Annotated in this window: 22 protein-coding genes; 15 read left to right on the top strand and 7 right to left on the bottom strand. The window is 65.2% G+C overall.

All coding sequences use genetic code 11. The features are described from left to right. On the bottom strand, positions 1-1,750 hold a 1,750-nt coding region (gene glnD, locus B3D39_RS18210), incomplete at its 3' end, for a [protein-PII] uridylyltransferase (protein ID WP_414718034.1). Positions 1,751-1,808: 58 nt separating this feature from the next. Next, entirely contained in the window at positions 1,809-2,984 is a 1,176-nt protein-coding gene (locus B3D39_RS18205; RefSeq protein WP_274961826.1) for a penicillin-binding protein activator, read from the bottom strand. Positions 2,985-3,118: 134 nt separating this feature from the next. Here B3D39_RS18205 and rsmI point away from each other — a divergent pair, with 134 nt between their 5' ends. From rsmI to B3D39_RS18185, 4 genes are all read left to right on the top strand, one after another. Continuing rightward, the gene (gene rsmI, locus B3D39_RS18200) at positions 3,119-4,024 is read left to right on the top strand and encodes a 16S rRNA (cytidine(1402)-2'-O)-methyltransferase (protein WP_414718033.1); all 906 of its coding nucleotides are present in this window, start codon (positions 3,119-3,121) and stop codon (positions 4,022-4,024) included. Beyond that, positions 4,021-4,386: a YraN family protein gene (locus B3D39_RS18195; protein ID WP_274961825.1), complete on the top strand. Its 366-nt coding sequence runs from the start codon at positions 4,021-4,023 to the stop codon at positions 4,384-4,386. The genes rsmI and B3D39_RS18195 overlap by 4 nt, the downstream gene beginning before the upstream one ends. 73 nt (positions 4,387-4,459) lie before the next feature. Further along, on the top strand, positions 4,460-5,401 hold the full coding sequence (gene gshB / locus B3D39_RS18190) for a glutathione synthase (protein ID WP_078604727.1): 942 nt from the start codon (positions 4,460-4,462) through the stop codon (positions 5,399-5,401). Between the two features lies 1 nt (position 5,402). Then, the gene (locus B3D39_RS18185; protein WP_274961824.1) at positions 5,403-6,311 is read left to right on the top strand and encodes an alpha/beta hydrolase; all 909 of its coding nucleotides are present in this window, start codon (positions 5,403-5,405) and stop codon (positions 6,309-6,311) included. Here B3D39_RS18185 and B3D39_RS18180 read toward each other — a convergent pair. Next, positions 6,292-7,803: a YifB family Mg chelatase-like AAA ATPase gene (locus B3D39_RS18180; protein ID WP_274961823.1), complete on the bottom strand. Its 1,512-nt coding sequence runs from the start codon at positions 7,801-7,803 to the stop codon at positions 6,292-6,294. The genes B3D39_RS18185 and B3D39_RS18180 overlap by 20 nt on opposite strands. 468 nt (positions 7,804-8,271) lie before the next feature. Here B3D39_RS18180 and B3D39_RS18175 point away from each other — a divergent pair, with 468 nt between their 5' ends. The 6 genes from B3D39_RS18175 to B3D39_RS18150 all read left to right on the top strand — a co-directional run bounded on the left by B3D39_RS18175 (position 8,272) and on the right by B3D39_RS18150 (position 14,952). Continuing rightward, positions 8,272-9,150: an RNA polymerase factor sigma-32 gene (locus tag B3D39_RS18175; protein ID WP_152843676.1), complete on the top strand. Its 879-nt coding sequence runs from the start codon at positions 8,272-8,274 to the stop codon at positions 9,148-9,150. Further along, positions 9,147-9,959 carry a ChaN family lipoprotein gene (locus tag B3D39_RS18170; RefSeq protein WP_274961822.1) on the top strand — a complete coding sequence of 271 codons (813 nt, stop codon included), beginning with the start codon at positions 9,147-9,149 and terminating at the stop codon, positions 9,957-9,959. Before B3D39_RS18175 ends, B3D39_RS18170 begins: the two co-directional genes overlap by 4 nt. A gap of 59 nt (positions 9,960-10,018) precedes the next feature. Next, positions 10,019-11,227, top strand: a complete 1,209-nt coding sequence (coaBC, locus tag B3D39_RS18165; RefSeq protein ID WP_274961821.1) for a bifunctional phosphopantothenoylcysteine decarboxylase/phosphopantothenate--cysteine ligase CoaBC — start codon at positions 10,019-10,021, stop codon at positions 11,225-11,227. A gap of 127 nt (positions 11,228-11,354) precedes the next feature. Continuing rightward, on the top strand, positions 11,355-11,825 hold the full coding sequence (dut, locus tag B3D39_RS18160; protein ID WP_274961820.1) for a dUTP diphosphatase: 471 nt from the start codon (positions 11,355-11,357) through the stop codon (positions 11,823-11,825). Between the two features lie 3 nt (positions 11,826-11,828). After that, positions 11,829-12,893 carry a HesA/MoeB/ThiF family protein gene (locus B3D39_RS18155; RefSeq protein WP_274961819.1) on the top strand — a complete coding sequence of 355 codons (1,065 nt, stop codon included), beginning with the start codon at positions 11,829-11,831 and terminating at the stop codon, positions 12,891-12,893. 37 nt (positions 12,894-12,930) lie between these two features. Further along, a complete protein-coding gene (locus B3D39_RS18150) occupies positions 12,931-14,952 on the top strand; it encodes a M3 family metallopeptidase (RefSeq protein WP_274961818.1) in 2,022 nt (673 codons plus the stop codon). A 129-nt stretch (positions 14,953-15,081) separates the two neighbouring features. Here the strand turns inward: B3D39_RS18150 and B3D39_RS18145 are convergent, their stop codons facing one another. Both B3D39_RS18145 and B3D39_RS18140 read right to left on the bottom strand, forming a co-directional pair. After that, positions 15,082-15,966 (bottom strand): cation diffusion facilitator family transporter, encoded by an 885-nt coding sequence (locus B3D39_RS18145; RefSeq protein ID WP_274961817.1) that lies wholly within the window; start codon positions 15,964-15,966, stop codon positions 15,082-15,084. A gap of 48 nt (positions 15,967-16,014) precedes the next feature. Further along, positions 16,015-16,656 carry an SH3 domain-containing protein gene (locus B3D39_RS18140; RefSeq protein WP_083076181.1) on the bottom strand — a complete coding sequence of 214 codons (642 nt, stop codon included), beginning with the start codon at positions 16,654-16,656 and terminating at the stop codon, positions 16,015-16,017. Positions 16,657-16,840: 184 nt separating this feature from the next. Here B3D39_RS18140 and B3D39_RS18135 point away from each other — a divergent pair, with 184 nt between their 5' ends. After that, positions 16,841-17,827, top strand: a complete 987-nt coding sequence (locus B3D39_RS18135) for a 2-hydroxyacid dehydrogenase (protein ID WP_078548458.1) — start codon at positions 16,841-16,843, stop codon at positions 17,825-17,827. A gap of 158 nt (positions 17,828-17,985) precedes the next feature. Here B3D39_RS18135 and B3D39_RS18130 read toward each other — a convergent pair whose 3' ends face one another. Then, positions 17,986-19,233 (bottom strand): PRC-barrel domain-containing protein, encoded by a 1,248-nt coding sequence (locus B3D39_RS18130; RefSeq protein ID WP_078604718.1) that lies wholly within the window; start codon positions 19,231-19,233, stop codon positions 17,986-17,988. A 369-nt stretch (positions 19,234-19,602) separates the two neighbouring features. On the opposite strand from B3D39_RS18130, the gene B3D39_RS18125 reads away from it, so the two are divergent. The 4 genes from B3D39_RS18125 to B3D39_RS18110 all read left to right on the top strand — a co-directional run bounded on the left by B3D39_RS18125 (position 19,603) and on the right by B3D39_RS18110 (position 24,275). Next, positions 19,603-22,104: a GcvT family protein gene (locus B3D39_RS18125; RefSeq protein ID WP_286789938.1), complete on the top strand. Its 2,502-nt coding sequence runs from the start codon at positions 19,603-19,605 to the stop codon at positions 22,102-22,104. A gap of 277 nt (positions 22,105-22,381) precedes the next feature. After that, complete coding sequence (locus B3D39_RS18120) at positions 22,382-22,726, top strand: carboxymuconolactone decarboxylase family protein (protein WP_078520492.1); 345 nt, start codon at positions 22,382-22,384, stop codon at positions 22,724-22,726. 93 nt (positions 22,727-22,819) lie between these two features. Beyond that, complete coding sequence (locus B3D39_RS18115) at positions 22,820-23,335, top strand: calcium-binding protein (protein ID WP_274961815.1); 516 nt, start codon at positions 22,820-22,822, stop codon at positions 23,333-23,335. 109 nt (positions 23,336-23,444) lie between these two features. Continuing rightward, a complete protein-coding gene (locus B3D39_RS18110; protein WP_078520490.1) occupies positions 23,445-24,275 on the top strand; it encodes a GH25 family lysozyme in 831 nt (276 codons plus the stop codon). A gap of 83 nt (positions 24,276-24,358) precedes the next feature. On the opposite strand, the gene carB is transcribed toward B3D39_RS18110, so the two are convergent. Next, positions 24,359-25,916, bottom strand: a 1,558-nt coding sequence (gene carB / locus B3D39_RS18105; RefSeq protein WP_286789937.1) for a carbamoyl-phosphate synthase large subunit, incomplete at its 5' end; no start/stop codon positions are given.

The raw sequence follows: 25,916 nt of genomic DNA, 5'->3' as shown, positions 1-25,916 counted from the left end.
CGGACATCAGCAGGTGATGGCGCACCAGCCATTCGACGGTCTCGGAATCCTCTTGGTTCAGCCCCAGCCGCGGCGCGACCTTGCGGGCGATCTTCGCGCCGAGGATCGAGTGATCCTCGGGCCGTCCCTTGCCGATGTCATGCACCAGCAGCGCGACATAGAGGACCTTGCGATTGATGCCTTCTTCGAGGATGTGCGACGACAGCGGCAGATCCTCGACCAGTTCGCCGCGCTCGATCTGCGCCAGCGTCGAGACGACTTGAATCGTGTGCTCGTCCACCGTGTAGCTGTGATACATGTTGAACTGCATCATCGCGACGATCGGCTCGAATTCCGGGATGAAAGCGGCCAGCACGCCCAGCTCGTTCATCCGCCGCAGCGCGCGTTCCGGGTTGCCGTGCTTGAGCAGCAGATCGAGGAAGATGCGCTGCGCCTCGCGGTTGTTGCGCACCTTGTCGTCGATCAGGTCGAGATTGGCCGAGACGAGCCGCATCGCGTCGGGGTGGATCAGCATCCCCGAGCGCAGCCCTTCCTCGAACAGCCGCAGCAGGTTCACCGGATCGGAGAGGAACGCCTTCTCGTCGGCGACATTTATGCGGCCGTTCTCTTCGCAATAGGGGGCTTTCAGTTTGCGCCGCCTGCGGAAAATCCGCTGCAGCATCGGCGCGCTTTTCACGTGCTGCGCTTCGAGCTTGGTCAGGAAGATGCGGGTCACGTCGCCCACGGCGGTCGCGTGGCGGAAGTAATCCTGCATGAAGACCTCGACCGCGCGGCGGCCCGCCAGATCGCGATAGCCCATGCGCTCGGCCACTTCGACCTGCATGTCGAAGGTCAGCTGATCCGAAGCCCGGCCCGAGATCAGATGCAGGTGGCAGCGCACCGCCCAGAGGTAATTCTCGGCCTCGTGGAAGGTCTCGTATTCCTCGGGGGAGAAGGCGCCGATCTTCATCAATTCGCGGGCGCGGCCCACGTGATGGATATATTTGCCGATCCAGTAGAGGGTCTGCAGGTCGCGCAAGCCCCCCTTGCCCTCTTTCACATTGGGTTCGAGCACGTAGCGCTGCCCGCCCTGACGGCGGTGGCGCTGCGAGCGTTCCTCCAGCTTGGCCTCGATGAACTCGGCCTCGCTGCCCTCGAAGAGATCGTGACGAAGCCGGAGCGACAGCGCCTCGGCCAGCTTCTCGTCGCCGCCCACGCAGCGATGTTCGAGAAGGGCGGTGCGGATCGTGATGTCCTCGCGCCCGAGCCGGATGCAGTCGTCGAGCGTGCGGGACGAATGCCCCACCTTCAGCTTCAGATCCCAGAGCATGTAGAGCATCGACTCGATGACGCTCTCGGCCCAGGGGGTGACCTTGTAGGGGGTGAGAAACAGCAGATCGACATCGGAATGCGGCGCCATCTCGGCCCGGCCATAGCCGCCCACGGCGAGAACCGCGAAACGCTCCGCCTCGGTACGGATGCCGCTGGGGTGCAAACGCTGCGTCGCGATGCGCAGCACCGAGCGGACGATGCCGTCGGTCATCTGGGCATAGGCTTCGACCGTGTCGCGCGCGGCGCGCGGATGGGTCTCGAAATCGGCCTCGATCGCGGCGGCGGCGGCGCGGCGTTCCTCGGAGAGGAAGGTCACCGTCGCGGCCCGGATGTCCTTCGGGTCGCGCATGTCAGAGGTCGCTGCGTCGAGCGCCTCGAACAAACGCTGTTGATTTAGAAGGAGGGGCGCCCCGGTCGATGCCGGGGCGGGGTCTGTCATGCTGGTCACTGCGCAGTCTTGTCCCTTGACGGGCCCTTTCGTTTGAAGGCGGTCCGGGTCAGAACCCGAAGCCGCCGAAGTTGCGCGGCGCCGGGTCGATCACGACCGCCTGGCCGTTGCGGACCTGCGCCACGGCGAGCGCCCGTTCGTTGGTGCCGTCGGGCAGGAAGCGGAAGACGCCGTTGACGCCCACGAAGCCCGAACGCTGGGTCAGGCCCTGCTTGGTCAGCGCGCTCGGATTGCCGGACTTCACCAGCGCGCCGATTGCCGCGATCCCGTCATAGGCGAGGCCTGCGATCGGGTGGGGCGCTTGGCCGTAAGCAGCGCTGTAGCGCGACACGAACTGCTGTTGCAGCGCCGGATCGGGCTCGGCGAACCAGCCGCCCTGAGTGCCCGGCAGCGACAGCGTCGCCGGCGGAATGTCCCAGCGGGTCAGGCCGATATATTGCGTCATCTGCGGGGTCACACCCTGCTCGCCCATCAGCTGCGTGAGCAGCGGCAGCGCGCCTGCGGTATCGGCCGTCAGGAACAGCGCATCGACGTCACCGGACTTCACGCGGCTTGCGATCTGCGGCGTCGCATCGACCACGCCCTGCTGCGAGAACGGGTAGGCGGCCACGCCTGCGAGCGAAGCGCCCGACCGTGCGACCGCGGTCTGGATCGCCTGTGCGCCGATCTCGCCCGCAGTGGTCTGCTCATGCACGACCATGATCCGCTTCTTGCCCTGACGTGTCGCGAAGCTCACGAGGCGGTTGGCGGTGTTCTGGAAGGTCGGGCCGAGCACGAAGACGTTGCCGCCCGCGACGTTGGTGTTGTTCGAAAACGCAAGCACGTTGATGTTGCGCGAGGCGACCGCAAGACCTGCGGCATTCGCCGATTGCGCATAGACCGGGCCGAGGATGATCTTGGCGCCCTCGTCGGCGGCCTTGGTGGCCATCGCGGCCGCTTGCTGCGGATTGCCGGCGGTGTTGTAGACCTGCAGGTCGATCCGTGCGCCTTGCAGATCCTGAATCGCGAGATTTGCCGCATTCTGCAGCGCCCGCGCGAGCGTCTCGTCGCCAGCGTTGCCGGACCCGGCCGGAACCAGAAGTGCCACCTTGACCGGTGCGCTGGTGTCGATCTTCTGGCCGGAATTGCCCATCGGCCCCGGCTGACAGGCCGCAAGCCAGACCAGCGCGAGAAGGGCTGCGATTCGCGCGGCGAGGGCGCGGGGGTTACGAATGAGATTAAACATGTTACGTCCTTTTGGGCGTTGGCGTCCGGTCCGGGCACTGAAGCAACGCCTGCGAACCGCGAGGAAATGACGCGGTCGAGACTACGCACAAGCAGGCGTGAAGTAAACGTTCCACACAAGTGATGAGGCGGGCGATGGGCGAGGGTGTTGTATCTGATGCAAACGCGGAAAATAAGGGAACCAGGAGTGTTCCGGCGCCGTTAAGCCCGGGGCTGCATTTCATTGCCACACCCATCGGAGCCGCCCGCGACATCACCTTGCGCGCCCTCGACATGCTGCGCGCAGCCGACGTTCTGGCGGCCGAGGATACGCGCAGCCTGCGGCACCTGATGGAGATTCACGGCGTGCCGTTGAACGGGCGTCAGGTGCTCGCCTATCACGACCATAACGGCGCCGCGATGCGCCCGAAAATCCTCGCAGCCCTGGAGGCGGGGAAATCGGTGGTCTACGCCTCCGAGGCGGGCACGCCACTGGTCGCGGATCCCGGCTATCAGCTTGGCCGCGCAGTGATCGAAGCCGGGCTGCCGCTCTATAGCGCGCCGGGCCCCTCGGCGGTGCTGGCGGCGCTGACCCTGTCGGGCCTGCCAACGGATCGCTTCCTCTTCGCGGGGTTTGCCCCGAACAGCAAAGGCGCGCGGCGCAACTGGCTCGCGGAGTTCAAGGAAATTCCGGCGACGCTGGTTTTCTATGAAAGCCCCAAACGCGTTAGGGAAATGTTAGCTGACGCGGCCCATAGTCTGGGAAAAGAGAGACAAGCGGCGCTGTGCCGGGAGTTGACGAAACGCTTCGAAGAGGTCCGCCGGGGAACGCTGGAAGAGCTTGCGGAAAGCGTGGCTGAGTCGCCGGTCAAGGGCGAAATCGTCGTCGTGGTCGACAGGCCGCATGCAGTCGAAATCGACGACGCCCAACTGGAAGAGCGCCTCGAAGCGGCATTGGCGCGCGAGTCGCTTCGCGACGCGGTCGACGCCGTCGCAGGGGCGACCGGGTTGCCGCGGCGCAAGGTCTATCAGGCCGCTCTGGCCATGGAGAAAAAGAGATGAGTGGATCGCTGTCATATCATTCCGGTCTCGCCGCCGAAGAGCAAGTGATGCTGCATTACGAACGGGCAGGGCGCGCGGTCTCGGAACATCGCTGGCGGGGCAAGTATGGCGGCGAGATCGATCTGATCGCGCGCGATGGCGATACCCTGATCTTCGTCGAGGTGAAGAAATCGCGCAGCCATGCCCGCGCCGCGGAACGCCTCTCGCAGCGCCAGATGCGCCGTATATGCATTTCGGTCGAAGAATATCTGATGCGACATCCCGCTCCGGCAAACTGCAATCGCAAGGTCCGGTTCGATCTCGCCCTGGTCAATGAGGTCGGGGAGATCAAGGTGCTGGAGAACGCCTATTTCGGAATGTGACCGGCCCGTGGGTTGAGGTTGCATCCGGACGCGCCACATTGCATCAAGATTGCAGTCTAATGAGGGGGCGCGGATGGGATTGAAAGTTGCGATCCAGATGGATCCGATCGAAGCGGTCAATATCGAGGCTGACAGCACGTTTCGGATCGCCGAAGAGGCGCAGGCGCGTGGGCACGAGCTATTCTACTACACGCCGGATCGACTGATCTACCGCGAGGGGCACGTCTATGCACGTGGCTGGCCTCTGGTGGTGCGGCGTGAGAAGGGCAACCACTTCACGCTGGGCGAAGAGACCGAGATCGATCTGGGCGACTGGGATGTGGTTTGGCTGCGGCAGGACCCGCCCTTCGATATGGGCTATATCACGACGACCCATCTGCTGGAGCGGATCCATCCCGAGACGCTGGTCGTCAACGATCCGTTCTGGGTCCGGAACTCGCCCGAGAAGCTTCTCGTTCTGGATTTCCCTGACCTGACGCCGCCGACCTTGATCGCGCGCGATCTGGAGGCCATTCGGGCCTTCAAGGCGGAGCATGGGGATATCATTCTCAAGCCGCTTTACGGTAATGGCGGGGCGGGGGTCTTCCGGCTCGATCCGAACGATCGCAACCTGTCGTCGCTGCACGAGCTGTTCATCGGCATCAACAACGAGCCTCTGATCGCGCAGAAATTCCTGCCTGCCGTCTCGAAGGGCGACAAGCGGATCATTCTCGTCGATGGCGAGCCGGTGGGCGCGATCAACCGGGTGCCGGCGGCGGGCGAGACGCGGTCCAACATGCATGTCGGCGGACGGCCCGAGAAAGTCGAGCTGACCGCGCGCGACCGCGAAATCTGCGAGCGGATCGGCCCGTATCTGCGTGAGAAGGGGCAGATCTTCGTTGGTATCGACGTGATCGGCGACTGGTTGACCGAGATTAACGTCACCTCGCCGACGGGCATTCAGGAGCTTGAGCGGTTCGACGGCGTGAATATCACCGCCCGCATCTGGGAGGCGATCGAAGCGAAACGGAGCTGATATGTCGATCCGGCTGGTCTTTCTCAATCTTTGGCTGCGCAGCATCGCGAAACCGATGGTGCGACGGTTCCACGGGGCTGCGCAAACGCGGCGCGCGACGGAGAGATTAGCCAGTTGGGTCGTGCGCGAGCCGACCGGGCTTTGCCGTCTGCCGACCAAGCTGGCCGGGCGCAATGCGCTGTCGCTGCGCGCGGGGCGGTCCTCGGTCGGGCGCATCATTCTCTACCTTCATGGCGGCGGTTACGTCACCGGTTCTCCTTGGATGTATCGCGGGCTCGCGGGGCGTTTGGCGAAGCTGAGCGGTCTCGAGGTGGTCGTGCCGGATTACCGCCTCGCGCCCGAGGCGCCGGTCGGTGCGGCACTCGAGGATGCGACCGCAGCTTTCGATGCGCTGGTGGAAATGGGGTACGACCCGAGCGCGATCGTGATCGCGGGCGACAGCGCGGGCGGCGGTCTGACACTGGCGCTTCTGAGCGTGCTGTGCCAGCGCGGCACGCCGCCTGCCGGGGCGATTGCCTTCTGCCCATGGACGGACCTGACCTGTTCGGGCGAGAGCCTCCGCGTCAATGCCGCGAAAGACGCGATGCTGCCTGTGGAGCGGCTTGGCGATACCTGCGAGATGGTGCTGCGCGGGCATGACGCGAGTGATCCGCGCTTTTCGCCGCTTTTCGCGGAGTTCCCCGATCCGCCTCCGGTGCTGATCCAGCATTCGATGGGGGAGATTCTGAGCGACGATGCGCTGCGCATGGCAGACCGGCTGCGCAGTTTCGACGCGGATGTCACGGTGCAAAGCTGGCCCGACGCGCCGCATGTCTGGCAATTCTTCGACGGTCGGGTGCCCGAGGCGCGCGCGGCACTGGAGGATGCGGCGGCGGCGGCGCGCCGGATGCTCAACCTGCCACGGCGCTGAGCCGATAGCTCAACGCCTCGGCGATATGGGGCTGGCGCACGTGCTCGGCATGGTCGAGATCGGCGATGGTGCGCGCAACCCGCAGAACCCGGTGGTAGCCGCGCGCCGACAGTCCGACCCGCTCCGCCATCCGGGCCAGCAGATCGCGCCCCTGCGCATCCGGCGTCGCGATGTCTTCCAGCAACTGCCCTTCGGCTTCGGCATTGATGCGGATCGCGGGGTGATCCGCGAAGCGCTGGGCCTGTCGCTCGCGCGCTTCCGCGACGCGGGCCGCGACTTCGGCGGAGCTGTCGCCGGAGGCTGGCAGATCGAGATCAGCGTAGCGCACCGGGGGCACCTCGATGCGCAGGTCGAACCGATCCATCAGAGGTCCTGAAATCCGCCCCAGATAGTCGTCGCCGCAACCGGGCGCGCGGGCGCAGGCGCGTTCTGCATCGCCGAGATATCCGCATTTGCACGGATTCGCCGCCGCGATCAGCAGGAAGCGGCAGGGATAGCGGGTATGGGCGTTGGCGCGCGAGACGACAACTTCGCCGGTCTCGATCGGCTGGCGCAGGGTCTCCAGCACGGCGCGGGGGAATTCGGGGAACTCGTCCATGAACAGCACGCCATTATGGGCGAGGCTGACCTCGCCGGGGCGGGCGCCACGCCCGCCGCCGATCATCGCGGCCATCGAAGCGGTGTGATGCGGTTCGCGAAAGGGGCGCGTGCGCGAGATGCCGCCCTCGGCCAGCAGCCCCGACAGCGACTGGATCATCGAGGTTTCCAGCATCTCCTCGGGTCGCATCTCGGGCAGGATCGAGGGAAGGCGCGCGGCCAGCATGGATTTGCCAGAGCCGGGCGTGCCGATCATCATCAGGTGGTGGCGGCCGGCAGCGGCGATCTCCAGCGCGCGTTTGGCTCGTTCCTGACCCTTCACATCGCGCAGGTCGCGCGGATGCGGCGTGTCGCGAACGAGACCCGGACGGGCGGGCTCCAGCGGCAGGCGACCGCTGAGATGATCGATCGCGGCGCCGAGCGTCTCCGGCGCCGTCACCTCGGCCGCGCCGACCCAGGCCGCCTCTGCGCCCGAGCCCTTCGGGCAGATCAGCCCCTTGTCCTGCGCGGCTGCCGCCATCGCAGCGGGCAGGGCGCCGGCGACCGGCAGGAGCCGTCCGTCGAGCGACAGCTCCCCCACGGCGACCAGCGCCTCGATCCGGTCGCTGGGCACGACCCCGATCGCGCCCAGCAGCGCCAGTGCGATCGGCAGGTCGAAATGAGAGCCCTCTTTCGGCAGGTCTGCAGGCGAGAGGTTCACGGTGATCTTCTGCATCGGCAGTGCGATCCCCAGCGCGCCGAGCGCCGCGCGCACCCGTTCGCGCGCCTCGGACACAGCCTTGTCGGGCAGGCCTACGACCGCGAAGCCGGGCATGCCTTCGGAGAGCGCGCATTGCACCTCCACGAGGCGGGCCTCCACCCCCTCGAACGCGACCGTGTAGCTCTGGCTGACCATCGGCTCTCCTGCGCCTCTTCCCCGAGGGGTAGCGCAGCCGTGGTTTAGGAATGGTTAACGGGTGCAGGGACAGGAACCGCGTCTTCCGCCCCTCGACTCGGAGACGGACGCGCCGCTCGAAACATCAGCGCAAATAGAGGGATAAAGGTGCAATTCCTGCATATCTGCACAGCCATCGCTTCAGTTTCGCGCACAAGATCAACATGTTGCGTTACAGCCGCTCAAGTGTCCGTGAGCACGCTTATGATATGCGGTGCTCAAGAAGGAGTGATGGCCTTCCCGTAGCGGCATGAATTTCTTCCATTTTTCGCTTGAAAACGTCGTCAAGTGCGCCACGCGCACAAAGTTTCAGGCAAAATTCAACATTTCCGTGAGGAACCAAAACATGTCATTCGCATTGGGTGGGCAAAGCAGCCACCCAATTCAAGGTTGCGCCGGTTTGGGCTGGACACCCCAGGGAGATTGTAAATGGCACTCGATGGTATGACCGATGAAACCCTGCCACGCCAAGCAATGCGGGCAGAGTTCCTGGATGCAGAAACCGAAGCGGAACTGGCGCGAGCGTGGCGCGACAATCGGGACGAACAGGCGTTGCACCGGCTTGTGACGGCCTATATGCGCCTCGCGATCTCGATGGCTTCGAAGTTCCGCCGCTACGGCGCGCCCATGAACGATCTGATCCAGGAAGCTTCACTTGGTCTGATGAAAGCCGCTGACAAGTTCGACCCGGAACGCGGCGTGCGGTTCTCGACCTATGCGGTGTGGTGGATAAAAGCCTCGATCCAGGAATTCGTGATGCGCAACTGGTCGATGGTGCGCACCGGCTCGACCTCCTCGCAGAAGGCCCTGTTCTTCAACATGCGCCGCGTTCAGGCCCAGCTGACCCGCGAAGCGCAGCAAGAGGGTGAGCAGCTCGATGCGATGCAGCTGCGTCAGCGCGTGGCCGAAGTGATCGGTGTGCCGCTCGCAGATGTCGAGATGATGGAAGGTCGCCTGTCCGGCTCCGACTTCTCGCTTAACGCAACGCAGTCCAGTGAAGACGAAGGCCGCGAATGGGTCGATACGCTGGAAGATGACGGCGCGAGCCCCGAGGAAACCGTGGCCGACAGCCATGACGGTCAGACGATGAAAGTCTGGCTGGGCGAGGCGATGGGCCGTCTGACCGACCGCGAAGCCTATATCGTCCGCGAGCGTCGTCTGATCGAAGATCCGCGCACTTTGGAAAGCCTCGGTGAAGAGTTGGGGCTTTCGAAAGAGCGTATTCGTCAGCTCGAAGCGCAGGCTTTCGGCAAGATGCGCAAATCGCTTGAAACCCATCAGGGCGAGGTGCAAAGCTTCTTCGTATGAAGAAGTTTCTTGCCGCGCTCTGCCTGCTGTCTCTGACCGGTCCCGCCTTTGGCGCCGAAATATCGCCCGCCCAGCTGGATACGCTGTCGGGCGATATTGTCGTTCTGGGAGAGATCCACGACAACCCGACCCATCACCTCAATCAGGCGCGCGCGATCAAGGCGCTGAAGCCCGCCGCCGTGGTGTTCGAGCAATTGACGCCCGAGCAGGCGGCGAAGATCACGCCGGCGCTTTTGAGGGATGAGGGCGCGCTCGCAAAAGCGCTGGACTGGGACAATTCGGGCTGGCCCGATTTCGCGATCTATTATCCGATTTTCGCCGCTTTGGGCGATGCGAAGGTCTATGGCGCCGCGCAGCCGCGCGACACCGTACGCGCCGCGATGACCAAACCGCTGCCGGAGGTGTTCGGGCCGAATGCGGCGCGCTACGGGCTCGACAAAGCCTATCCGGAAGACCTGCAGGCCAAGCTGGAAGCGGAGTCGCAGGAGGATCACTGCAACGCATTGCCGCCCGATCTGCTGCCCGGCATGGTCGCGGCGCAACGCTTCCGCGATGCAGCGTTTGCGCGGGTCGCGCTTGAGGCGCTGAAGGAGACCGGCGGTCCGGTCGCGGTCATCACCGGGTCAGGTCATGCGAAGACCGACCTCGCCGTGCCCGCGCTTCTGCGCAAGGCGGACCCGCAGGCGAAGGTTGTGGCGATCGGTCAGATCGAGGCGGAGCCGGGCACCGATACCGGCACGCAGCCCTTTGACGACTGGATCATCACGCCGCCGACCGAGCGCGCCGATCCCTGCGCTGCGTTCAAGTGATCCTTGCGCCAATGCGCCCCGGCGCTTAGACCATCTGAGAGAGTTTCACGGAGAGGCAAATGCTTGCGGGCAAACGCATCCTGTTGATCATCGGCGGCGGTATCGCAGCCTTCAAGGCGCCCGAGCTGATCCGTCTGCTGCGCGGGGCGGGGGCCTCGGTTAGCCCGGTCCTGACCAAGGCCGGGGCCGAGTTCGTGACGCCGCTGACCGTCTCCTCGCTCGCGGGCGAGGCGGTTCATTCCGACCTCTTCGATCTGACGCATGAAGCCGAGATCGGGCATATTCAGCTGTCGCGCGCCGCCGATCTGGTGGTCGTCGTGGCCGCCACCGCCGATCTGATGGCGAAGATGGCGCACGGTCTGGCCAATGATCTCGCCTCGACCCTGCTGCTTGCGACCGACAAACGCGTGCTGATCGCGCCCGCGATGAATGTGCGGATGTGGGAGCACCCCGCAACGCAGCGCAATATCGCGACGCTCAAATCCGATGGCGTGATCTTTGCAGGCCCGACCGAGGGCGACATGGCCTGCGGTGAGTTCGGCGAGGGCCGGATGATCGAACCCGAGGCGATCCTCGCCGCGATCGATACCGCACTGTCGGACGGTCCGCTGAAAGGCCGCCATATCCTCGTGACGTCGGGGCCCACCCATGAGCCGATTGACCCGGTGCGCTATGTTGCGAACCGCTCCTCGGGCGCGCAGGGCACGGCGATTGCCGCGGCGCTGCGGGACCTCGGTGCGACTGTCACCTTCGTCACCGGCCCCGCGACGGTCGCGCCGCCTGCGGGCGTGCGGGTGATCAAGGTCGAGACCGCGCGCGAGATGCTGGACGCGGTGCAGACCGCGCTGCCTGCCGAAGCGGCGATTTTCGCTGCCGCCGTGGCCGATTGGCGCGTGGCGAACGCGGCCGAGCGGAAGATGAAGAAGGACGGCACCGGCGCGCCGCCCGCGCTCGAATTCGCCGAGAATCCCGACATCCTCGCCATGGTCTCGAAGATGGGCGAAGGTCGCCCGGGGCTCGTGGTGGGCTTCGCCGCCGAGACCCACGATGTCGCGCGGTTTGCGGCCGATAAACGCGCCCGCAAGGGCTGCGACTGGATCGTCGCCAATGACGTGAGCCCCGCGACCGGGATCATGGGCGGAACCGAGAACGCGGTGACGATCATCGACGAGACCGGCGCGGAAAGCTGGGACCGGATGGGCAAGCAAGAGGTCGCGCGGCGGTTGGCTGCGCGCATCGCAGAAAGCTTGGGCGCGGCTGGCGCCTGAGGGACGCTCCGCGGGGGATATTTATGCCAAGCCGAAACGAAGCGCACCTCTTTCGGCTTGGTCCAAATATCCCCGCCGGAGGCATCCGCATTTGACGCCCGCGCGACATCGGGCAGGAGAGAGACACGTGAGCACACCGATCATCAAGGTTCTACGCGAGGATTGGGCCGATCCCGAGATCGCCCTGCCGCGCTATGAGACCCACGGCGCCGCCGGGGCGGATCTGCGCGCCAATCTCGCCGCCGGGGATCGCGAGGGCGGCATCACGCTTGCCCCGATGCAGCGTGCCATCATTCCGACGGGCCTGCGCGTCGAGATACCCGAAGGGTTCGAGATGCAGATCCGGCCGCGCTCGGGGCTGGCGCTGAAGCACGGGATCAGCCTGCCCAACACGCCCGGCACGATCGACGCCGATTATCGCGGGCCGCTGGGTGTGCTGCTGATCAATCTTGGCACCGAGCCCTACCTGATCGAGCATGGTGCCCGCATCGCGCAGGCGATCGTCGCCCCGGTGGTGCAGGCGCGCTTCGAGGTCACGGACGCTTTGGGCGACACCGCACGCGGCGCGGGCGGGTTCGGCTCGACCGGCAAGGGCTGAGGCATGCTCGGACTGGTTCTGATGGCGGCGATCGTGGGGCTCGGCCTGGTGCTCAAGGCTTCGGCGCGTGCGATCTTCGGGATGCTCGTGCTGATCTGGGCGGCGCTGGTGATCGCGCATCTGCCCATCCCCGGGTTTGGTCCGCTTGGGCGCGTTCTGGGCGGTTCGCTTGCGGGCTGGATCGGCTTGGGTGTGGTTGTCGCGCTGGTCATGATCTATCGCCGAATGCTCGGGGCGATCCGGGCGAAGGCCGAGGCGAAGGAGGCTGAGGCGCCCGCGCCCAAACCGGGCAGCTTTTCCGAGGCCGAACTGGATCGCTATGCGCGCCACATCATGCTGCGCGAGATCGGCGGGCCGGGGCAGAAGCGCCTCAAGCAGGCTAAGGTTCTGGTGGTCGGGGCCGGGGGGCTCGGTTCGCCTGCGCTTTTGTATCTCGCCGCGGCCGGGGTGGGGCGGATCGGCGTCGTGGATGACGATGTCGTCTCGAATTCCAACCTGCAGCGGCAGGTGATCCATCGTGATGCCGATCTCGGGATGCCCAAGGTCTTTTCCGCGCAAAAGGCGATGCTGGCGCTCAACCCGCATATCGAGGTGCTGCCCTATAACCGTCGCCTGAGCGCCGAGGATGCCGAGGGGCTGGTCGCCGAATATGACCTCGTCCTCGACGGGACCGACAATTTCGACACGCGCTATCTGGTGAATGCGGCCTGCGTGGCGACCGGCACGCCGTTGATTTCCGGCGCGATCACGCAATGGGAAGGGCAGCTGTCGCTCTACGATCCGGCGAAGAATGCGCCCTGCTATGCCTGCGTCTTCCCCGAAGCGCCTGCCGCCGGGCTCGCGCCGAGCTGTGCCGAGGCGGGTGTGGTGGGCGCGCTGCCGGGCGTGGTGGGCTCGATGATGGCGACCGAGGCGATCAAGGAGATCACCGGCGCTGGGCAATCCGCGCGCGGGCGGCTGATGATCTATGATGCGCTTTGGGGCGAGAGCCGTCAGTTCGGCGTGAAGCGGCGCGCCGATTGCGCGGTTTGCGGCGAAGGGCGCGGCGCGGGGGATGGTCAATCCTGAGAACGCGCCCTAGCTTGCGATGCAAAGGAGACCCGCCATGACCAACCCGCTTCTCACCGACTGGACCGGCCCCTACAAACTGCCGCCCTTCACTGAGATTTCCGACGCCGATTTTGCGCCTGCGTTCGACGCGGCGCTGACCGAGGCGCGTGCCAATATCGCGGCGATCGCAGATAGCGCCGACGCCCCGACATTCGCCAATACGATCGAGGCGATGGAGCTGGCGGAAGAGGCGCTCGAGAAGGTCGCGGGCGTGTTCTACAACCTCGCCGGTGCCGATGCGACGCCTGCGCGGCAGGAGTTGATGCGCGATCTGGCCCCGAAGCTCGCCGCGTTTTCCTCCGAGATCACGATGAACACCGCGCTGTTCGGGCGGATCGACCAGCTGTGGCTGAGCCGCGAGAGCCTCGGGCTGAACGCCGAGCAGGCGCGGCTTCTGGAGCAGTATTACCAGATGTTCACCCGTTCCGGCGCGGCGCTGGAAGGGGATGCGGCCGAGCGGATGCGTGAGATCAAGCAGCGCTTCGCCTCGATCACCACGCAGTTCAGTCAGAACCTGCTGGCCGACGAGAGCGGTTGGTTCCGCCCGCTGGCCGAGGAAGACCTCGAAGGGCTGCCCGATTTCGTCGTGGACACCGCCCGCGCGGCAGGCAAGGAGCGCGGGCAGGACGGCCCGGTGCTGACGCTCTCGCGCTCGCTGATCGTGCCTTTCCTGCAATTCTCGCCCAATCGCGAATTGCGGCGTGCCGCCTATGAGGCCTGGACGTCGCGCGGGGCGAATGGCGGCGAGACCGACAATTGCGAGATCGCCGCCGAGGTGCTGAAGCTGCGCGAGGAGCGTGCGAAGCTTCTGGGGTACGAGAGCTTCGCCGCCTACAAGCTGGAGCCCGAAATGGCCAAGACGCCCGAGGCCGTGCGCGGCCTTCTCATGCGCGTCTGGGAGCCTGCGAAGGCCGCCGCTGAGGCGGATGCCGCGAAGCTGGCCGAGATGATGCATGCCGACGGGATCAACGGCGATCTGGAGCCGTGGGACTGGCGCTACTATGCCGAGAAGCGTCGCGTGGCAGAGCATGATTTCGACGAGGGGCAGATCAAACCCTATCTCTCGCTCGACGCGATGATCGGCGCGGCCTTCGACACGGCGAACCGCCTGTTCGGGCTCGAGTTCAAGGAGATCGACGGGCCGTTCTACCACCCCGACGTGCGCGGCTGGGAAGTGTCGCGCGGCGGCGAAGTTTTGGCCATCTTCCTAGGCGATTATTTCGCGCGCGGCTCGAAACGCTCGGGCGCGTGGTGCTCGGCGATGCGCTCGCAGCGCAAGCTGGGCGGCGCGCCGGTGCCGATCGTGGTGAACGTGTGCAATTTCGCCAAGGGCGATCCGGCGCTTCTGAGCCATGACGACGCGCGCACGCTGTTCCATGAATTCGGCCATGCGCTGCACCAGATGCTGTCGAATGTGACCTATCAGTTCCTGTCGGGCACCTCGGTCGCGCGCGATTTCGTGGAACTGCCGAGCCAGCTTTACGAGCATTGGCTCGACGTGCCCGAGACGCTGGAAAAGCACGCGCGCCATTACAAGACCGGCGAGCCGATGCCGATGGAGTTGCGCGAGAAGCTGAAAGGGGCCGCCACCTTCGATCAGGGCTTCTCGACGGTGGAATATCTCGGTTCGGCGCTGGTCGATCTGGCCTTCCACGAGGGCGCGGCGCCGGAAGATCCGATGGCGAAACAGGCCGAGGTGCTGCGGGAGATCGGCATGCCGCATGCGATCCGGATGCGCCACGCGACGCCGCATTTCGCCCATGTCTTCTCGGGCGACGGCTATTCGTCGGGCTATTACAGCTACATGTGGTCCGAGGTGATGGATGCCGATGCGTTCGAAGCCTTCGAGGAGGCAGGCGACGTGTTCGATCCGGAAACGGCGGCGAAACTCGAACGCTTCGTGCTGTCGGCGGGCAATTCGCGGCCGCCGGAGGAGCTTTATACCGAGTTCCGGGGCAAGATGCCGGGGGTGGAGCCTCTGCTGAAGGGCCGCGGGCTGCTTGATCCGGCCGCCTGAGCGGGTGGTGATGCCGGAGCCTCCGGCGGGGATATTTAAGGCAGTTGGAAGCAGGACAATCTGCCTTCCAACTGCTCGAAATATCCCGGGGGGCGGCGTAAGCCGCGGGGGCAGAGCCCCCTGTCGCGCTCAGCCCCGATAGACATCCTTGTGGATGATGACGTCGGCCTGCGGATAGGCTTCGACGATGGCGCGTTTGAGCGCGGCGCCGATGTCATGGGCCTCTTCCAGCGTTTGGTCGCCATCGAGTTCGATATGCAGGTTCACGAAGATCTGTGCCCCTGCGGTGCGGGTCTTGAGATCGTGGAAGCCGCGCACGCCGGGCCAGTCGCGGGCGATCTTGGCGATGCCTTCGATCACGTCGTCAGGGGCCGCGCGGTCCATCAGCGCGTGCCATGCGCCAATGAAGATCTTCGCCGCGCCGGCTAGCATGATCGCGGCGGCGATCAGGGCGACGATGCTGTCCACGTCGCCCCAGCCGAAGGCATGCGAGAGCCAGAGCGCGAGGATCGCGCCCAGCGTCGGCAGCAGATCGCCCACATAGTGCAGCCGGTCGGCGGCGACGACCTTGTTGCCGGTCTTGCGCGCCACGCGGCCCTGCCACCAGATCAGGCCGAAGGTGATCCCTGCGGAGGCGACCATGACCGCGATCCCAACACCTTCGGCGGCAAGCGGGGGCGGGGTCGGGGCCAGCAGGCGCTGAACGCCGGTGATGCCGATCGTGATGCCCGCGCCCAGTACGATCAGCGCCTGACCGAGGGCTGCGAGGTCTTCGGCCGAGCTATGCCCGAAGGCGTGATCGTCATCTGCGGGTTTCGCGGCATAGAGAATCGCGAGCAGCCCCGCGCCCGAGATCAACAGGTCCACCGCGCTGTCGGCGAGCGAGGCGCCGACCGAGAGCGCGCCGGTCTGCCACAGCGCCCAGGCCTTGATCGCCACGAGCAGTGCTGCGGTGCCGACCGAGGCCAGACCCGCCGAGGTGTTCATCCGGTGTTCGTTTTCGCTATAGGCCATCGCCGCCGTCTCTACCTTTGCGCCGATGCTCTAGCGCAGGTGAGCGTCTCAGTCACGGGTCTCGTCGGGGTCGACACCCCAGATTTCGGTTTTCGGCAGCCAGCCATCCGCGCCCGAGCCTTCGATTTCGCACCAATCATGGGTGCAGGCGCCGAGGCCCGCGATCGCGCCGGCCTGTGCCTTGGCGGTGACTGCGGATTTCGGGTCGGGACGGGCGTGGAGCGACACCATGTCCTGCATGACGATCACATTGCGCACGCCCGAAATCAGCGTGTAGTGAATCCAGCCGCCCTGACCTTCGTTATCCTCGACCCGCCGCCAATGGCCGAATTCGGCGGTGACTTTCAGCGGCATGCCGGGATGGGTGAAGACCCAGTCGATCCGGTGCGAGAGCGAGGGTCCGCGACGCACATTGCCCTTGGAGCCTTTGAGCGAGACATAGCGCGGGATCGGCAGGTGGGTGACCGGGCCGCGGCGCTGGGGTTTCGCCAGTTGCACGTCGGGGCCGTTGGGGGCGGGCTTGGCCACAGGCTTCGCTTGCGGCTTGGTGGTCTGGCTGGTTGCAGCGGGCTGAGCGGCGGGGGCGTTCGATTTCGACTGCGCGCCCGAGGCATTGCCCGACACGCTCCAGATTGCGCCGACCAGAATCGCAATTGAGGATACCGCCGCGAGGATTTTGCTGCCCGTCATCGTCCGCCTCATATCCCGGCCCGCCCGCTGGCTGATCCGCGGGTCTGCAACATCCGGCGCGCAATAAAATTGCGCTCCCATGTCGATTTCGGCCATTACTGCTCTTGCCGGGCCTTGTGCCTGCCCGCGTTGAGGGGCAGTTTGCATCCAACCGCCCCGCGATGGAAGAGAGGAGAGGACCGAGATGCCTGCACCGCGCCTGAGTGTTGTCGTGACGCGACGCCTGCCCGAGGTCGTCGAGACCCGGATGAAGGAATTGTTCGAGGTCGAGCTCAATCACGACGATCGCAAGATGAGCCGGGAGGAGCTGGTCGAAGCGATGAAACGTGCCGACGTCCTCGTGCCTTGCGTGACGGATCGGATCGACGCGTCGATGATCTCGCAGGCCGGCGAGCGTCTGAAACTGATCGCGAATTACGGGGCCGGGGTCGATCACATTGACGTTTCCTCGGCGCGTCAGCGCGGGGTTCTGGTGTCGAACACGCCGGGCGTCGTCACCGACGATACGGCGGATATGACCATCGCGCTGATGCTCGCGGTGACGCGGCGCATTCCCGAGGGACTCGCGCATATGCAGGCGGGCAATTGGGAGGGCTGGGCGCCCACCGCTTTCATGGGCCATCGCATCGGCGGCAAGCGGCTGGGCATTCTCGGCATGGGCCGGATCGGTCAGGCAGTGGCGCGGCGCGCCAAGGCTTTCGGGATGCAGATCCACTATCACAACCGCACCAAGGTTCACCCCGACATCGAGGCCGAGCTGGAGGCGACCTACTGGGACAGTCTCGACCAGATGGTGAGCCGGATGGACGTGATTTCGGTGAACTGTCCGCATACGCCCTCGACCTTCCATCTGCTCAATGCGCGGCGGCTGAAGATGCTCAAGCCAGAGGCGGTGATCGTGAACACGTCGCGGGGCGAGGTGATCGACGAGAACGCGCTGACCCGGGCGCTGCGCGCGGGCGAGCTGGCCGGGGCCGGGCTCGACGTGTTCGAGCATGGCGCGGAGGTCAATCCGCGGCTGCGCGAGCTGTCGAACGTGGTGCTGCTGCCGCATATGGGCTCGGCCACCGTCGAGGGGCGCGTCGAGATGGGCGAGAAAGTTCTGGTCAACATCAAGACCTTCGCCGACGGGCACCGCCCGCCGGATCTGGTCGTGCCGTCGATGACCTGATCCGCGCGAAACTGTTTTGAGGCCCCGGTGAGATCCGGGGCCTTTTCATTTGGGCTTCGGTTGAGTCGGGCCAGCAATGACGAAAGGCCCCGGGACACGCCCGGGGCCTTCGCTGGGAGCAGGGGCTGCCCCCGGCTCTCCGTCACATCATCCGAAGATTACTTCGCTTCGTATTTCGGAAGCTTCTTCAGTTGCTCTTCGGTCAAACCGGTATGCACGGTGATCGAGGTGTCGTTCTGCAGAACGGTCAGCTCGCTCGCCTTGATTTCGACCGGCTTGGCGCCAATGCCGAGGAAGCCACCCACGTCGATCACGACGCCCGAGACTTTACCGTCATTGCCCTGAACCAGCTCGGACACGTCGCCGACCTTGTCGTCGTTCGGGCCATAGACGCCTTCACCACGCAGCGTGTCGGGAGCGACCGAAGCGATATCGACTTTCTGGCCGTCTTCCTGGTCAGCTTGACCCATGGTGCCCACGGCAGCGGCAGTGCTGTCGACAGCGTCGTCGATCGCGTTGCCGGTCTCGTTCGCGGCTTCCTTGGTCGCTTCGCCAGCGTTGTCAGCCGCGTTCTCGACGGCTTGGCCAGTCGCGTTTGCAGCTTCCTTGGTGTTCTGAGCGGCGTCTTTCGCCATCTCTTCGGTCTTGTCGCCAGCGTTGTTCATCGCCTGCTCGGTTTCCTGCGCGGCGTTCTGAGCAGCGTCGGCAGTGTTCTCGGCGGCGTTGTCCATCGCTTCGCCTGCGTTGTCGGCAGCCTGAGCGGTCTTGTCGGCAGCTTCGTTCGCAGCGGCGCCTGCAGCAGCGGCGGTCGCGGTGGCAGCGGCTTCGGCGTTGTCGCCAGCCTCATCCATCTTCTGCGACGCATCGGCGTTCTGCATGTCTTCGCCGTTGCCGTTCATGTCGCCATTGGCGTCCGCGCTGAACGCAGTCTGCATTTCGGCGTCATATTTCGGCGCTTGGTCCAGCTGGTCCTTGCTGCCCTGAGCGACGACGAAATAGGAATTATCGGTGTCGCCGTCGGGGATCAGGTTGAGCGAATCCATCGAGATCGCGACGGTTTTCTCGCCAATGCCGAGGAAACCACCCACGTCGACGAGCACGGCATCGACTTCGCCGTTGGTGCCGATCACGACGTCGCTGACTTCGCCAACGTCATCCCAGCTATCCTGCGCTTCGTTGATCGCGGTCTTCGCGTCGACCTTGTCCTTCGAGATGTAAACGCGCTTGCCCATGAGGCCCGAGGCGTTGAAGGAATCCGGAATCGACTTCATGAACATGTCGCCCGACATGTTGGCCGAAGCGTTCGCGTTGGCTTCAGCCGTCGCGTTTGCATTTGCTTTGTCTTCGGCATGTGCGGGCAGGGCAAGCATCAGGCCGATGGCGGTAGTGGTGATGAGCTTTTTCATATCTCGTCTCCCTTTCGTTTTAAGTGAGGCGCGTCGGTCCCGGTTTCCGGTTTCCCCGGCCTCTGATGGTCTCAAAACTGGTGAAACCGCGCACAGTTCCTGTGCAAATGGGGGAAAAATTTTTGCAATTCGCGGGAACAAAACACGGATTCGCGACTCGCCTCACGGAAGCGTCATCGCGGGGTTTGCGCGCGTCCAATGGGGCTTGAGCTTTCATAATCGGGTCCCGCCGGGCAGGCGCCGCGCCCCCGAAGCGCCGCGCGTGCGCTTTTGTCGTTTTTGTCGCGCGAATGTCGCCCGGATCGGATTGCGTTTGCGATTATGAGGGTCAATCTGCCCCTACGTCCGTATCGGCAAGGAGGCCCCGCGATGAAATCCCATGTGAAAGCTTTGGTCGTCGGTGGCGGCGCAGTCGGGTGCGGTGTCGCCTACCATCTTGCCAAGGCGGGCTGGGACACGCTGCTGATCGAGCGCGACGAGCTGACCTCGGGCTCGACTTGGCACGCGGCGGGTCTGCTGCCGCTGTTCAACATGAGCTACGCGACGACCCACATCCACAAATACTCGGTCGATTTCTACAAGACGCTGGAAGCCGAGACCGGGCTGAATGCGGGCTTCGCGATCGTGGGCAACCTGCGCATGGCGCAGACGCAAGAGCGGATGGACGAATACAAGCTTTATTCCTCCGTCGCCGAGACCGCGGATGTCTATCACGAGTTTCTGACGCCCGCGCAGATGAAGGAGCGCTGGCCGCTTCTGAACACCGAAGACCTCAAGGGCGCGCTGTTCCACCCGCAGGACGGCTATATCAACCCCGCCGACGTGACGCAGGCGATGGCCAAAGGCGCGCGCCAGCACGGCGCCGAGATCGCGCGCAAGCTGCAGGTCAACGCCTATCGCTGGACCGGCTCGGAATGGGTCGTGACGCTTGAGAAGATGGTCGAGAAGGGCGGCAACCTCGTCGGCTCCGGCGAAGAGATCGAGATCCGCGCCGAGCATGTCGTGACCTGCACCGGCAACCACGCACAGCGCACCGCACGCCTGCTGGGCATCAAGATCCCCGCGATCCCGGTCGAACACCAGTTCATCGTCACCGACGCCGACCCGGCGCTGGTGAAATGGCGTGCCGAGGGCAACCCGGAGCACCCGGTGCTGCGCGATGCCGATGCGAAATGGTATGTCCGCGAGGAACGCGGCGGCTGGATTCTCGGCCCCTACGAGCGCAACGCGCCCGCGCGCTTCCTCTATGACGTGCCGGAGACCTTCCGCGCCGATCTGTTCCAGCTCGATCTGGAGCGTATCGAAGAAGAATACATGTCGATGATCCATCGCCTGCCGACCTCGGAAGAAGTCGGCCTGAAGGACGATTTCAACGGCCCGATCTGCTACACGCCCGACGGCAACCCGCTAGTCGGCCCCGCGCCGGGGCTGCGCAACATGTGGCTGGCGGAAGGCTTCTCCTTCGGCATCACCGCCGCAGGCGGCACCGGCTATTACCTCGCGCAGATGATGGTCGAGGGCGAAGCCGAGATCGACATGGCGAGCCTCGATCCCAAGCGCTACGGCAGCTGGATGACCACCGAATACGCGGCGCGCAAGAACGAAGAGGCTTACGAGCACGTCTTCATCCTGCACCACCCCGATGAAGAGCGCGAAGCCTGCCGTCCGCTGCGCACCGCCCCCGCCTATGATCGCCAGGTCGCGGCAGGCGCGCAGATGGGCCAGACCAACGGCTGGGAACGCCCGAACTATTACGGCCCCAAGGATGCGCCCTCGAGCTTCGATCATGACAGCCGATCGTTCCGGCGCGGCGAATGGTGGCAATATGCCAAGGCCGAGGCCGAGGCGCTGCGCGACACCGCCGGTCTGATCGACGCCTCCGCCTTCACCAAACATATGGTGCGTGGCCCCGGCGCGACCGCCTTCCTCGATGCCTTCACCTGCAACAAGCTGCCGAAAGTGGGCCGGATCAACCTGACCTACGCGCTGACCGAAGCCGGCACGACCCGCACCGAATATACGATCGTGCGTCTGGCCGAGGACGAATACTACCTGATCTCGGCGGGCGCCTGGACCGATTACGACGGCGACTTCCATCGTAAATCGATCGAGGATTTCCGCGCGGCGGGCGGCGACTATGTCGATTGCCACGACGTGACGACCCAATGGGGCGTCTTCGCGCTGGCGGGCCCCAATGCGCGCAAGATTCTGCAGGAGGTGGTCAAGGACGCCTATCCGGAGACGGTGCTGTCGAACAAGCGCTTCCCGTGGCTCTCGATGCGCAATATCGAGTTGGGCATGTGCCCGGTCCGCGCCGTGCGCGTGGCCTATACGGGCGAGCTGGGCTGGGAACTGCATCACCCGGTCGAATTCGGCCGCTACCTCTGGGACCTGCTGGTCGAGGCGGGCGAGAAGCACGGGATGAAGTTGGTGGGCGCGCGCGCGCAGAACTGGCTGCGTCAGGAGAAGAGCTATCGCGCCTTCGGCAACGAGCTGGGCCGCGACGCGACCCCGCAGGAAGCCGGTCTCGACCGCTTCATCGACCTCGAGAAGGAGTTCACCGGCAAGCAGGCGATGCTCGACACCGGCATCCGCTCGAAATGCGTGACGCTTCTGATCGATGGGCCGGACGATGCCGATCCCTGGGGCAAGGAAGTCATCAAAAAGGATGGCGAGCGCGTCGGGCGTCTGACGTCGGGCGGCTGGTCGGTGGCCTTCGGCAAGCAGATCGGAATGGGCTATGTGGGCCCCGATCTGGCCGAGCCGGGCACCAAGCTGAGCGTGCGTATCCTCGGCGCCGATTACCCGGCGGAAGTGACCGAGGACAGCCCGCACGATCCGAGCAACGCGCGAATCCGCGTCGACGGCTGAGCCTCGATTGATTGAGACCGGAGAAGGGGGGCGCTGCCCCCCTTTTCGCTGCGCGAATTCACCCCCCGGGATATTTGCGCCAAGGCGAAGGGGGAAACTCTGCGGTCTTCGCCTTGGTGAAAATATCCCGGGGGAGGCGCGCGTCTCGCGCCGGGGGCGGAGCCCCCTCAACTTTGGTCACATCACGCAGCGCCATTCTTTTGGCTTGACGCAGGTCAAGGATTTCGCCCGCGCCCCGTGTCACGCCGCGAGGGACGAAATGCGAAGGAGACCTGCGATGAGCTACAAGGCGAAAATCGACGAGATGCGCAACGAGCTACGCGTGATGAACAAGACGATACCCGACGCTGTCGGCGGTTTCGGTGTGCTGTCGAAAGCCGTGAAGGAGAACGGGCCGCTCGATGTGAAGACCAAGGAATTCATCGCGCTCGGTATGGCGGTCGTGCTGCGTTGCGAGCCCTGCATCATGTTCCATGTCGAGGCGCTGATGAAGGCGGGCGGCACGCGCGAGGAACTGGGCGACGTGCTCGCCATGGCGATCCAGATGGGCGGTGGCCCGGGGGTGATGTATGCCGGTCACGCGCTGGGCTGCTGGGATGAGCTGGCCGCCGCGAAAGGCTGAGCTGCCCCGCTCTGCGACATGTTGTCAGGCCCGCGCCGGAAAGGCGCGGGCCGTTTCGTTTCATTCACGACAAATCTAATGAAGGACAGACAGATGAAACGCATCGCTTCTCTCGCCGCCCCGTTTGCCGCTGCACTGCTGCTCGGTGCCGCTCCGGGGTTCGCGCAAACCGCCCCGGTGCCGGGGCAGGAATTCCTCCTGCAATGGGATCTCGATGGCGATGGCGGCGTCACGCTGTCCGAAGCCCGTGAGCGGCGCGGCGACATTTTCACGATGTTCGACGCGAACGAGGATGACACTTACTCCGTCGCGGAAATCGCGATGATCGACGAGCATAAGGAAATGGAGCGCGAGGCTGGCAAAGGTCCGGGGCATCAGATGCCCGAGGGCATGGGGCAGGGGCCCGGCAAGCGACAGGGTCAGGGCCGCAACGCGATGCGCGCGGGCCACGATATCCCGACCGCCGAGGGGCTGCGGGCCTTCGATGCGAATGGCGACGGGGTGATCTCGCGCGCGGAATTTGTGGGTGGCACCGATCAGTGGTTCGCGATGCGCGATCGCAACGGTGATGGCGTGCTGACCAAGGCCGATTTCGGCCCCCGGAGCTGAGCGACCCCTCTTAGGCGAAGCCTCGCCGATGTCAAAAGACGCCCGCCTGTCAGCGATGACAGGCGGGCGTTTGCATGAGAGGCTGGGAAAAAATCACGGGGGAGTGAGCATGGGGATTTCACGCAGGTTCTTCGTCTCGGGCGCAGCCTTGGCCTTGGCGGGCTGCGGCGGCGCGCCAAGTGGCAAGCAGGCCAAATTGATGCGTCCGGCAGTGTTGTCGGCCTCGAACTACCGGGCGAGCGGCATTCCCGCGCGCTTCGGCGATACCGACCCGCATGATTGGGAAGGTCTGGCGCCGGCGCGGTTGCCGGTGCACGGGATCGACGCGGCGCGCTATCAGGGCGAGATCGACTGGCGCCGGGCGCGCGCGGCGGGGGTGTCCTTCGCGTGGCTCAAGGCGACCGAAGGGGGCGATCACTCCGATCCGGGTTTCCACATCAACGCGACCCGCGCGCGGGCGGCGGGCGTGCCGGTCGGGGCCTATCACTTCTATTACTTCTGCCGCTCCCCCGAAGAGCAGGCCGATTGGTATATCCGCAACGTGCCGCGCCGCCGGGGCGATCTGCCGCCCGTGCTGGATATCGAGTGGAACCACACCTCGCGTACCTGCCAGCGTCGTCCTGCGGCCCATGTCACCCGCGCCGAGATGCACCGTTTCCTCGCGGCCCTGACGCGTCATTACGGCACGCGCCCGGTGATCTACACGACGATCGATTTCTGGCGTGACAACGATCTGTCGCGCTTCTCCGGCTATGAAATGTGGCTGCGCTCGGTCACCGCGCACCCGATGGAACGCTACCCCGGCGCCGATTGGAGCTTCTGGCAGTATAGCGGCACGGGTGTCGTGCCGGGCGTGCCGGGGAACGTGGACATGAACGCCTTCGCGGGCTCTCCGGCCGCGTGGCAAAGCTGGCTCGCGCGGCGGGCACAGCGGGCGTGACCCGGGCGCAGCGCCCTCAGGGAATATGAAAAGGCCGCGCGGATCGCTCCGTGCGGCCTTTGTCTTGAACCCGGTGCGATCGCTTATTGCAGCGAACGCACGCTCACTTCGCCCTCTTTGCGGCTCTTGATCGCCGAGACGGCGGCGATGGAGGCGGCGGCGGTGGTGAAGTAGGGGATCTTGTCATAGAGCGCGACCGCGCGGATGTCGCGGCTGTCCGAGATCGCCTGGCTGCCGTCGGTGGTGTTGAAGACGAGGTCGATCTCGTCATTCTTCAGCCGGTCGACGATGTTCGGGCGGCCCTCATAGACCTTCAGAACCTTCTCGCTTTCCACGCCATGTTCGGCGAGCCATGCGGCGGTGCCGCCGGTGGCGACGATGGTGAAGCCCATCGAGACCAGCGATGCGGCGGCTTCGGCCAGATCGTCGGTCTTGTTCGAGTCCTTGATCGAGAAGAACACGCGGCCGCTTTCGGGCAGCACGGTGCCCGCGCCAAGCTGGGCTTTCCAGAAGGCCGACGGGAAGTCGCGATCCCAGCCCATCACCTCGCCGGTGGAGCGCATTTCCGGGCCGAGCAGCGTGTCGACGCCCGGGAAGCGGGCGAAGGGCAGCACGGCTTCCTTGACCGAGAACCACGGCGTTTGCGGATCGGCCAGCGTCAGCGGATCGGCGAAGGGCAGCGGCGTGTCGGGGCCGACGCCTTCGGGGTAGGGCGGGCGCGCCGGGAAGGCCGAAAGCTTCTCGCCCGCCATCAGACGCGCTGCGATCGACGCGATGGCCGAGTCGGTAGCTTTCGCGACGAAGGGCACGGTGCGCGAGGCGCGCGGATTGACCTCGAGGACGTAGATATCGCCGTCCTTGATCGCGAATTGCACGTTCATCAGGCCGACCACGTTGAGGCCCTTGGCCATCTTCTCGGTCTGAACCTTCAGCTCGGCCACGATTTCGGGGCTCAGCGAGTAGGGCGGCAGCGAGCAGGCCGAGTCGCCCGAGTGGACGCCAGCTTCCTCGATATGCTGCATGATGCCAGCGACATGGACGCTTTCGCCGTCGCAAAGCGCATCCACGTCGACCTCGATCGCGCCCGCCAGATAGCTGTCGAGCAGCACCGGGTTGTCGCCCGAGACCACCACGGCCTCTTTGATGTAGCGCTTGAGGTGGTCGAGGTCGCGCACGATCTCCATCGCGCGGCCGCCCAGCACGTAGGAGGGGCGGATCACTAGCGGATAGCCGACGCGGCCGGCGATCTCGAAGGCTTGCTCGTCCGAGCTTGCGATGCCGTTGACGGGCTGCTTCAGGTCCAGACGGTTGAGCAGGTCCTGGAACCGCTCGCGGTCTTCGGCGAGGTCGATCGCGTCGGGCGTGGTGCCGAGGATCGGGATGCCTTCGGCCTCCAGCGCGTTCGCGAGTTTCAGCGGCGTCTGGCCGCCGAACTGGACGATCACGCCGTGCAGCGTGCCGTTATCCTGCTCGACCCGCAGGATTTCGAGCACATGTTCCAGCGTGAGCGGCTCGAAATAGAGGCGATCCGAGGTGTCGTAGTCGGTCGACACGGTCTCGGGGTTGCAGTTGACCATGATGGTCTCGTAACCCGCATCGGTCAGCGCGAAACAGGCGTGGCAGCAGCAATAGTCGAACTCG

The sequence above is a fragment of the Thioclava sp. UBA3469 genome, assembly GCF_002378135.1.
Lineage (GTDB): Bacteria > Pseudomonadota > Alphaproteobacteria > Rhodobacterales > Rhodobacteraceae > Thioclava > Thioclava sediminum.
The sequence above is the reverse complement of the archived record's forward strand: the minus strand, read 5'-3'. Positions and strand labels throughout refer to the sequence as shown.

What these genes read in the sequence shown, in the direction of transcription:
- B3D39_RS18205 (WP_274961826.1), bottom strand. Translation starts at nt 2,984, where the DNA reads ATGTTTAATCTCATTCGTAACCCCCGCGCCCTCGCCGCGCGAATCGCA.
- rsmI (WP_414718033.1), top strand. Translation starts at nt 3,119, where the DNA reads ATGGGCGAGGGTGTTGTATCTGATGCAAACGCGGAAAATAAGGGAACC.
- B3D39_RS18195 (WP_274961825.1), top strand. Translation starts at nt 4,021, where the DNA reads ATGAGTGGATCGCTGTCATATCATTCCGGTCTCGCCGCCGAAGAGCAA.
- gshB (WP_078604727.1), top strand. Translation starts at nt 4,460, where the DNA reads ATGGGATTGAAAGTTGCGATCCAGATGGATCCGATCGAAGCGGTCAAT.
- B3D39_RS18185 (WP_274961824.1), top strand. Translation starts at nt 5,403, where the DNA reads ATGTCGATCCGGCTGGTCTTTCTCAATCTTTGGCTGCGCAGCATCGCG.
- B3D39_RS18180 (WP_274961823.1), bottom strand. Translation starts at nt 7,803, where the DNA reads ATGGTCAGCCAGAGCTACACGGTCGCGTTCGAGGGGGTGGAGGCCCGC.
- B3D39_RS18175 (WP_152843676.1), top strand. Translation starts at nt 8,272, where the DNA reads ATGGCACTCGATGGTATGACCGATGAAACCCTGCCACGCCAAGCAATG.
- B3D39_RS18170 (WP_274961822.1), top strand. Translation starts at nt 9,147, where the DNA reads ATGAAGAAGTTTCTTGCCGCGCTCTGCCTGCTGTCTCTGACCGGTCCC.
- coaBC (WP_274961821.1), top strand. Translation starts at nt 10,019, where the DNA reads ATGCTTGCGGGCAAACGCATCCTGTTGATCATCGGCGGCGGTATCGCA.
- B3D39_RS18155 (WP_274961819.1), top strand. Translation starts at nt 11,829, where the DNA reads ATGCTCGGACTGGTTCTGATGGCGGCGATCGTGGGGCTCGGCCTGGTG.
- B3D39_RS18150 (WP_274961818.1), top strand. Translation starts at nt 12,931, where the DNA reads ATGACCAACCCGCTTCTCACCGACTGGACCGGCCCCTACAAACTGCCG.
- B3D39_RS18145 (WP_274961817.1), bottom strand. Translation starts at nt 15,966, where the DNA reads ATGGCCTATAGCGAAAACGAACACCGGATGAACACCTCGGCGGGTCTG.
- B3D39_RS18140 (WP_083076181.1), bottom strand. Translation starts at nt 16,656, where the DNA reads ATGACGGGCAGCAAAATCCTCGCGGCGGTATCCTCAATTGCGATTCTG.
- B3D39_RS18135 (WP_078548458.1), top strand. Translation starts at nt 16,841, where the DNA reads ATGCCTGCACCGCGCCTGAGTGTTGTCGTGACGCGACGCCTGCCCGAG.
- B3D39_RS18130 (WP_078604718.1), bottom strand. Translation starts at nt 19,233, where the DNA reads ATGAAAAAGCTCATCACCACTACCGCCATCGGCCTGATGCTTGCCCTG.
- B3D39_RS18125 (WP_286789938.1), top strand. Translation starts at nt 19,603, where the DNA reads ATGAAATCCCATGTGAAAGCTTTGGTCGTCGGTGGCGGCGCAGTCGGG.
- B3D39_RS18120 (WP_078520492.1), top strand. Translation starts at nt 22,382, where the DNA reads ATGAGCTACAAGGCGAAAATCGACGAGATGCGCAACGAGCTACGCGTG.
- B3D39_RS18115 (WP_274961815.1), top strand. Translation starts at nt 22,820, where the DNA reads ATGAAACGCATCGCTTCTCTCGCCGCCCCGTTTGCCGCTGCACTGCTG.
- B3D39_RS18110 (WP_078520490.1), top strand. Translation starts at nt 23,445, where the DNA reads ATGGGGATTTCACGCAGGTTCTTCGTCTCGGGCGCAGCCTTGGCCTTG.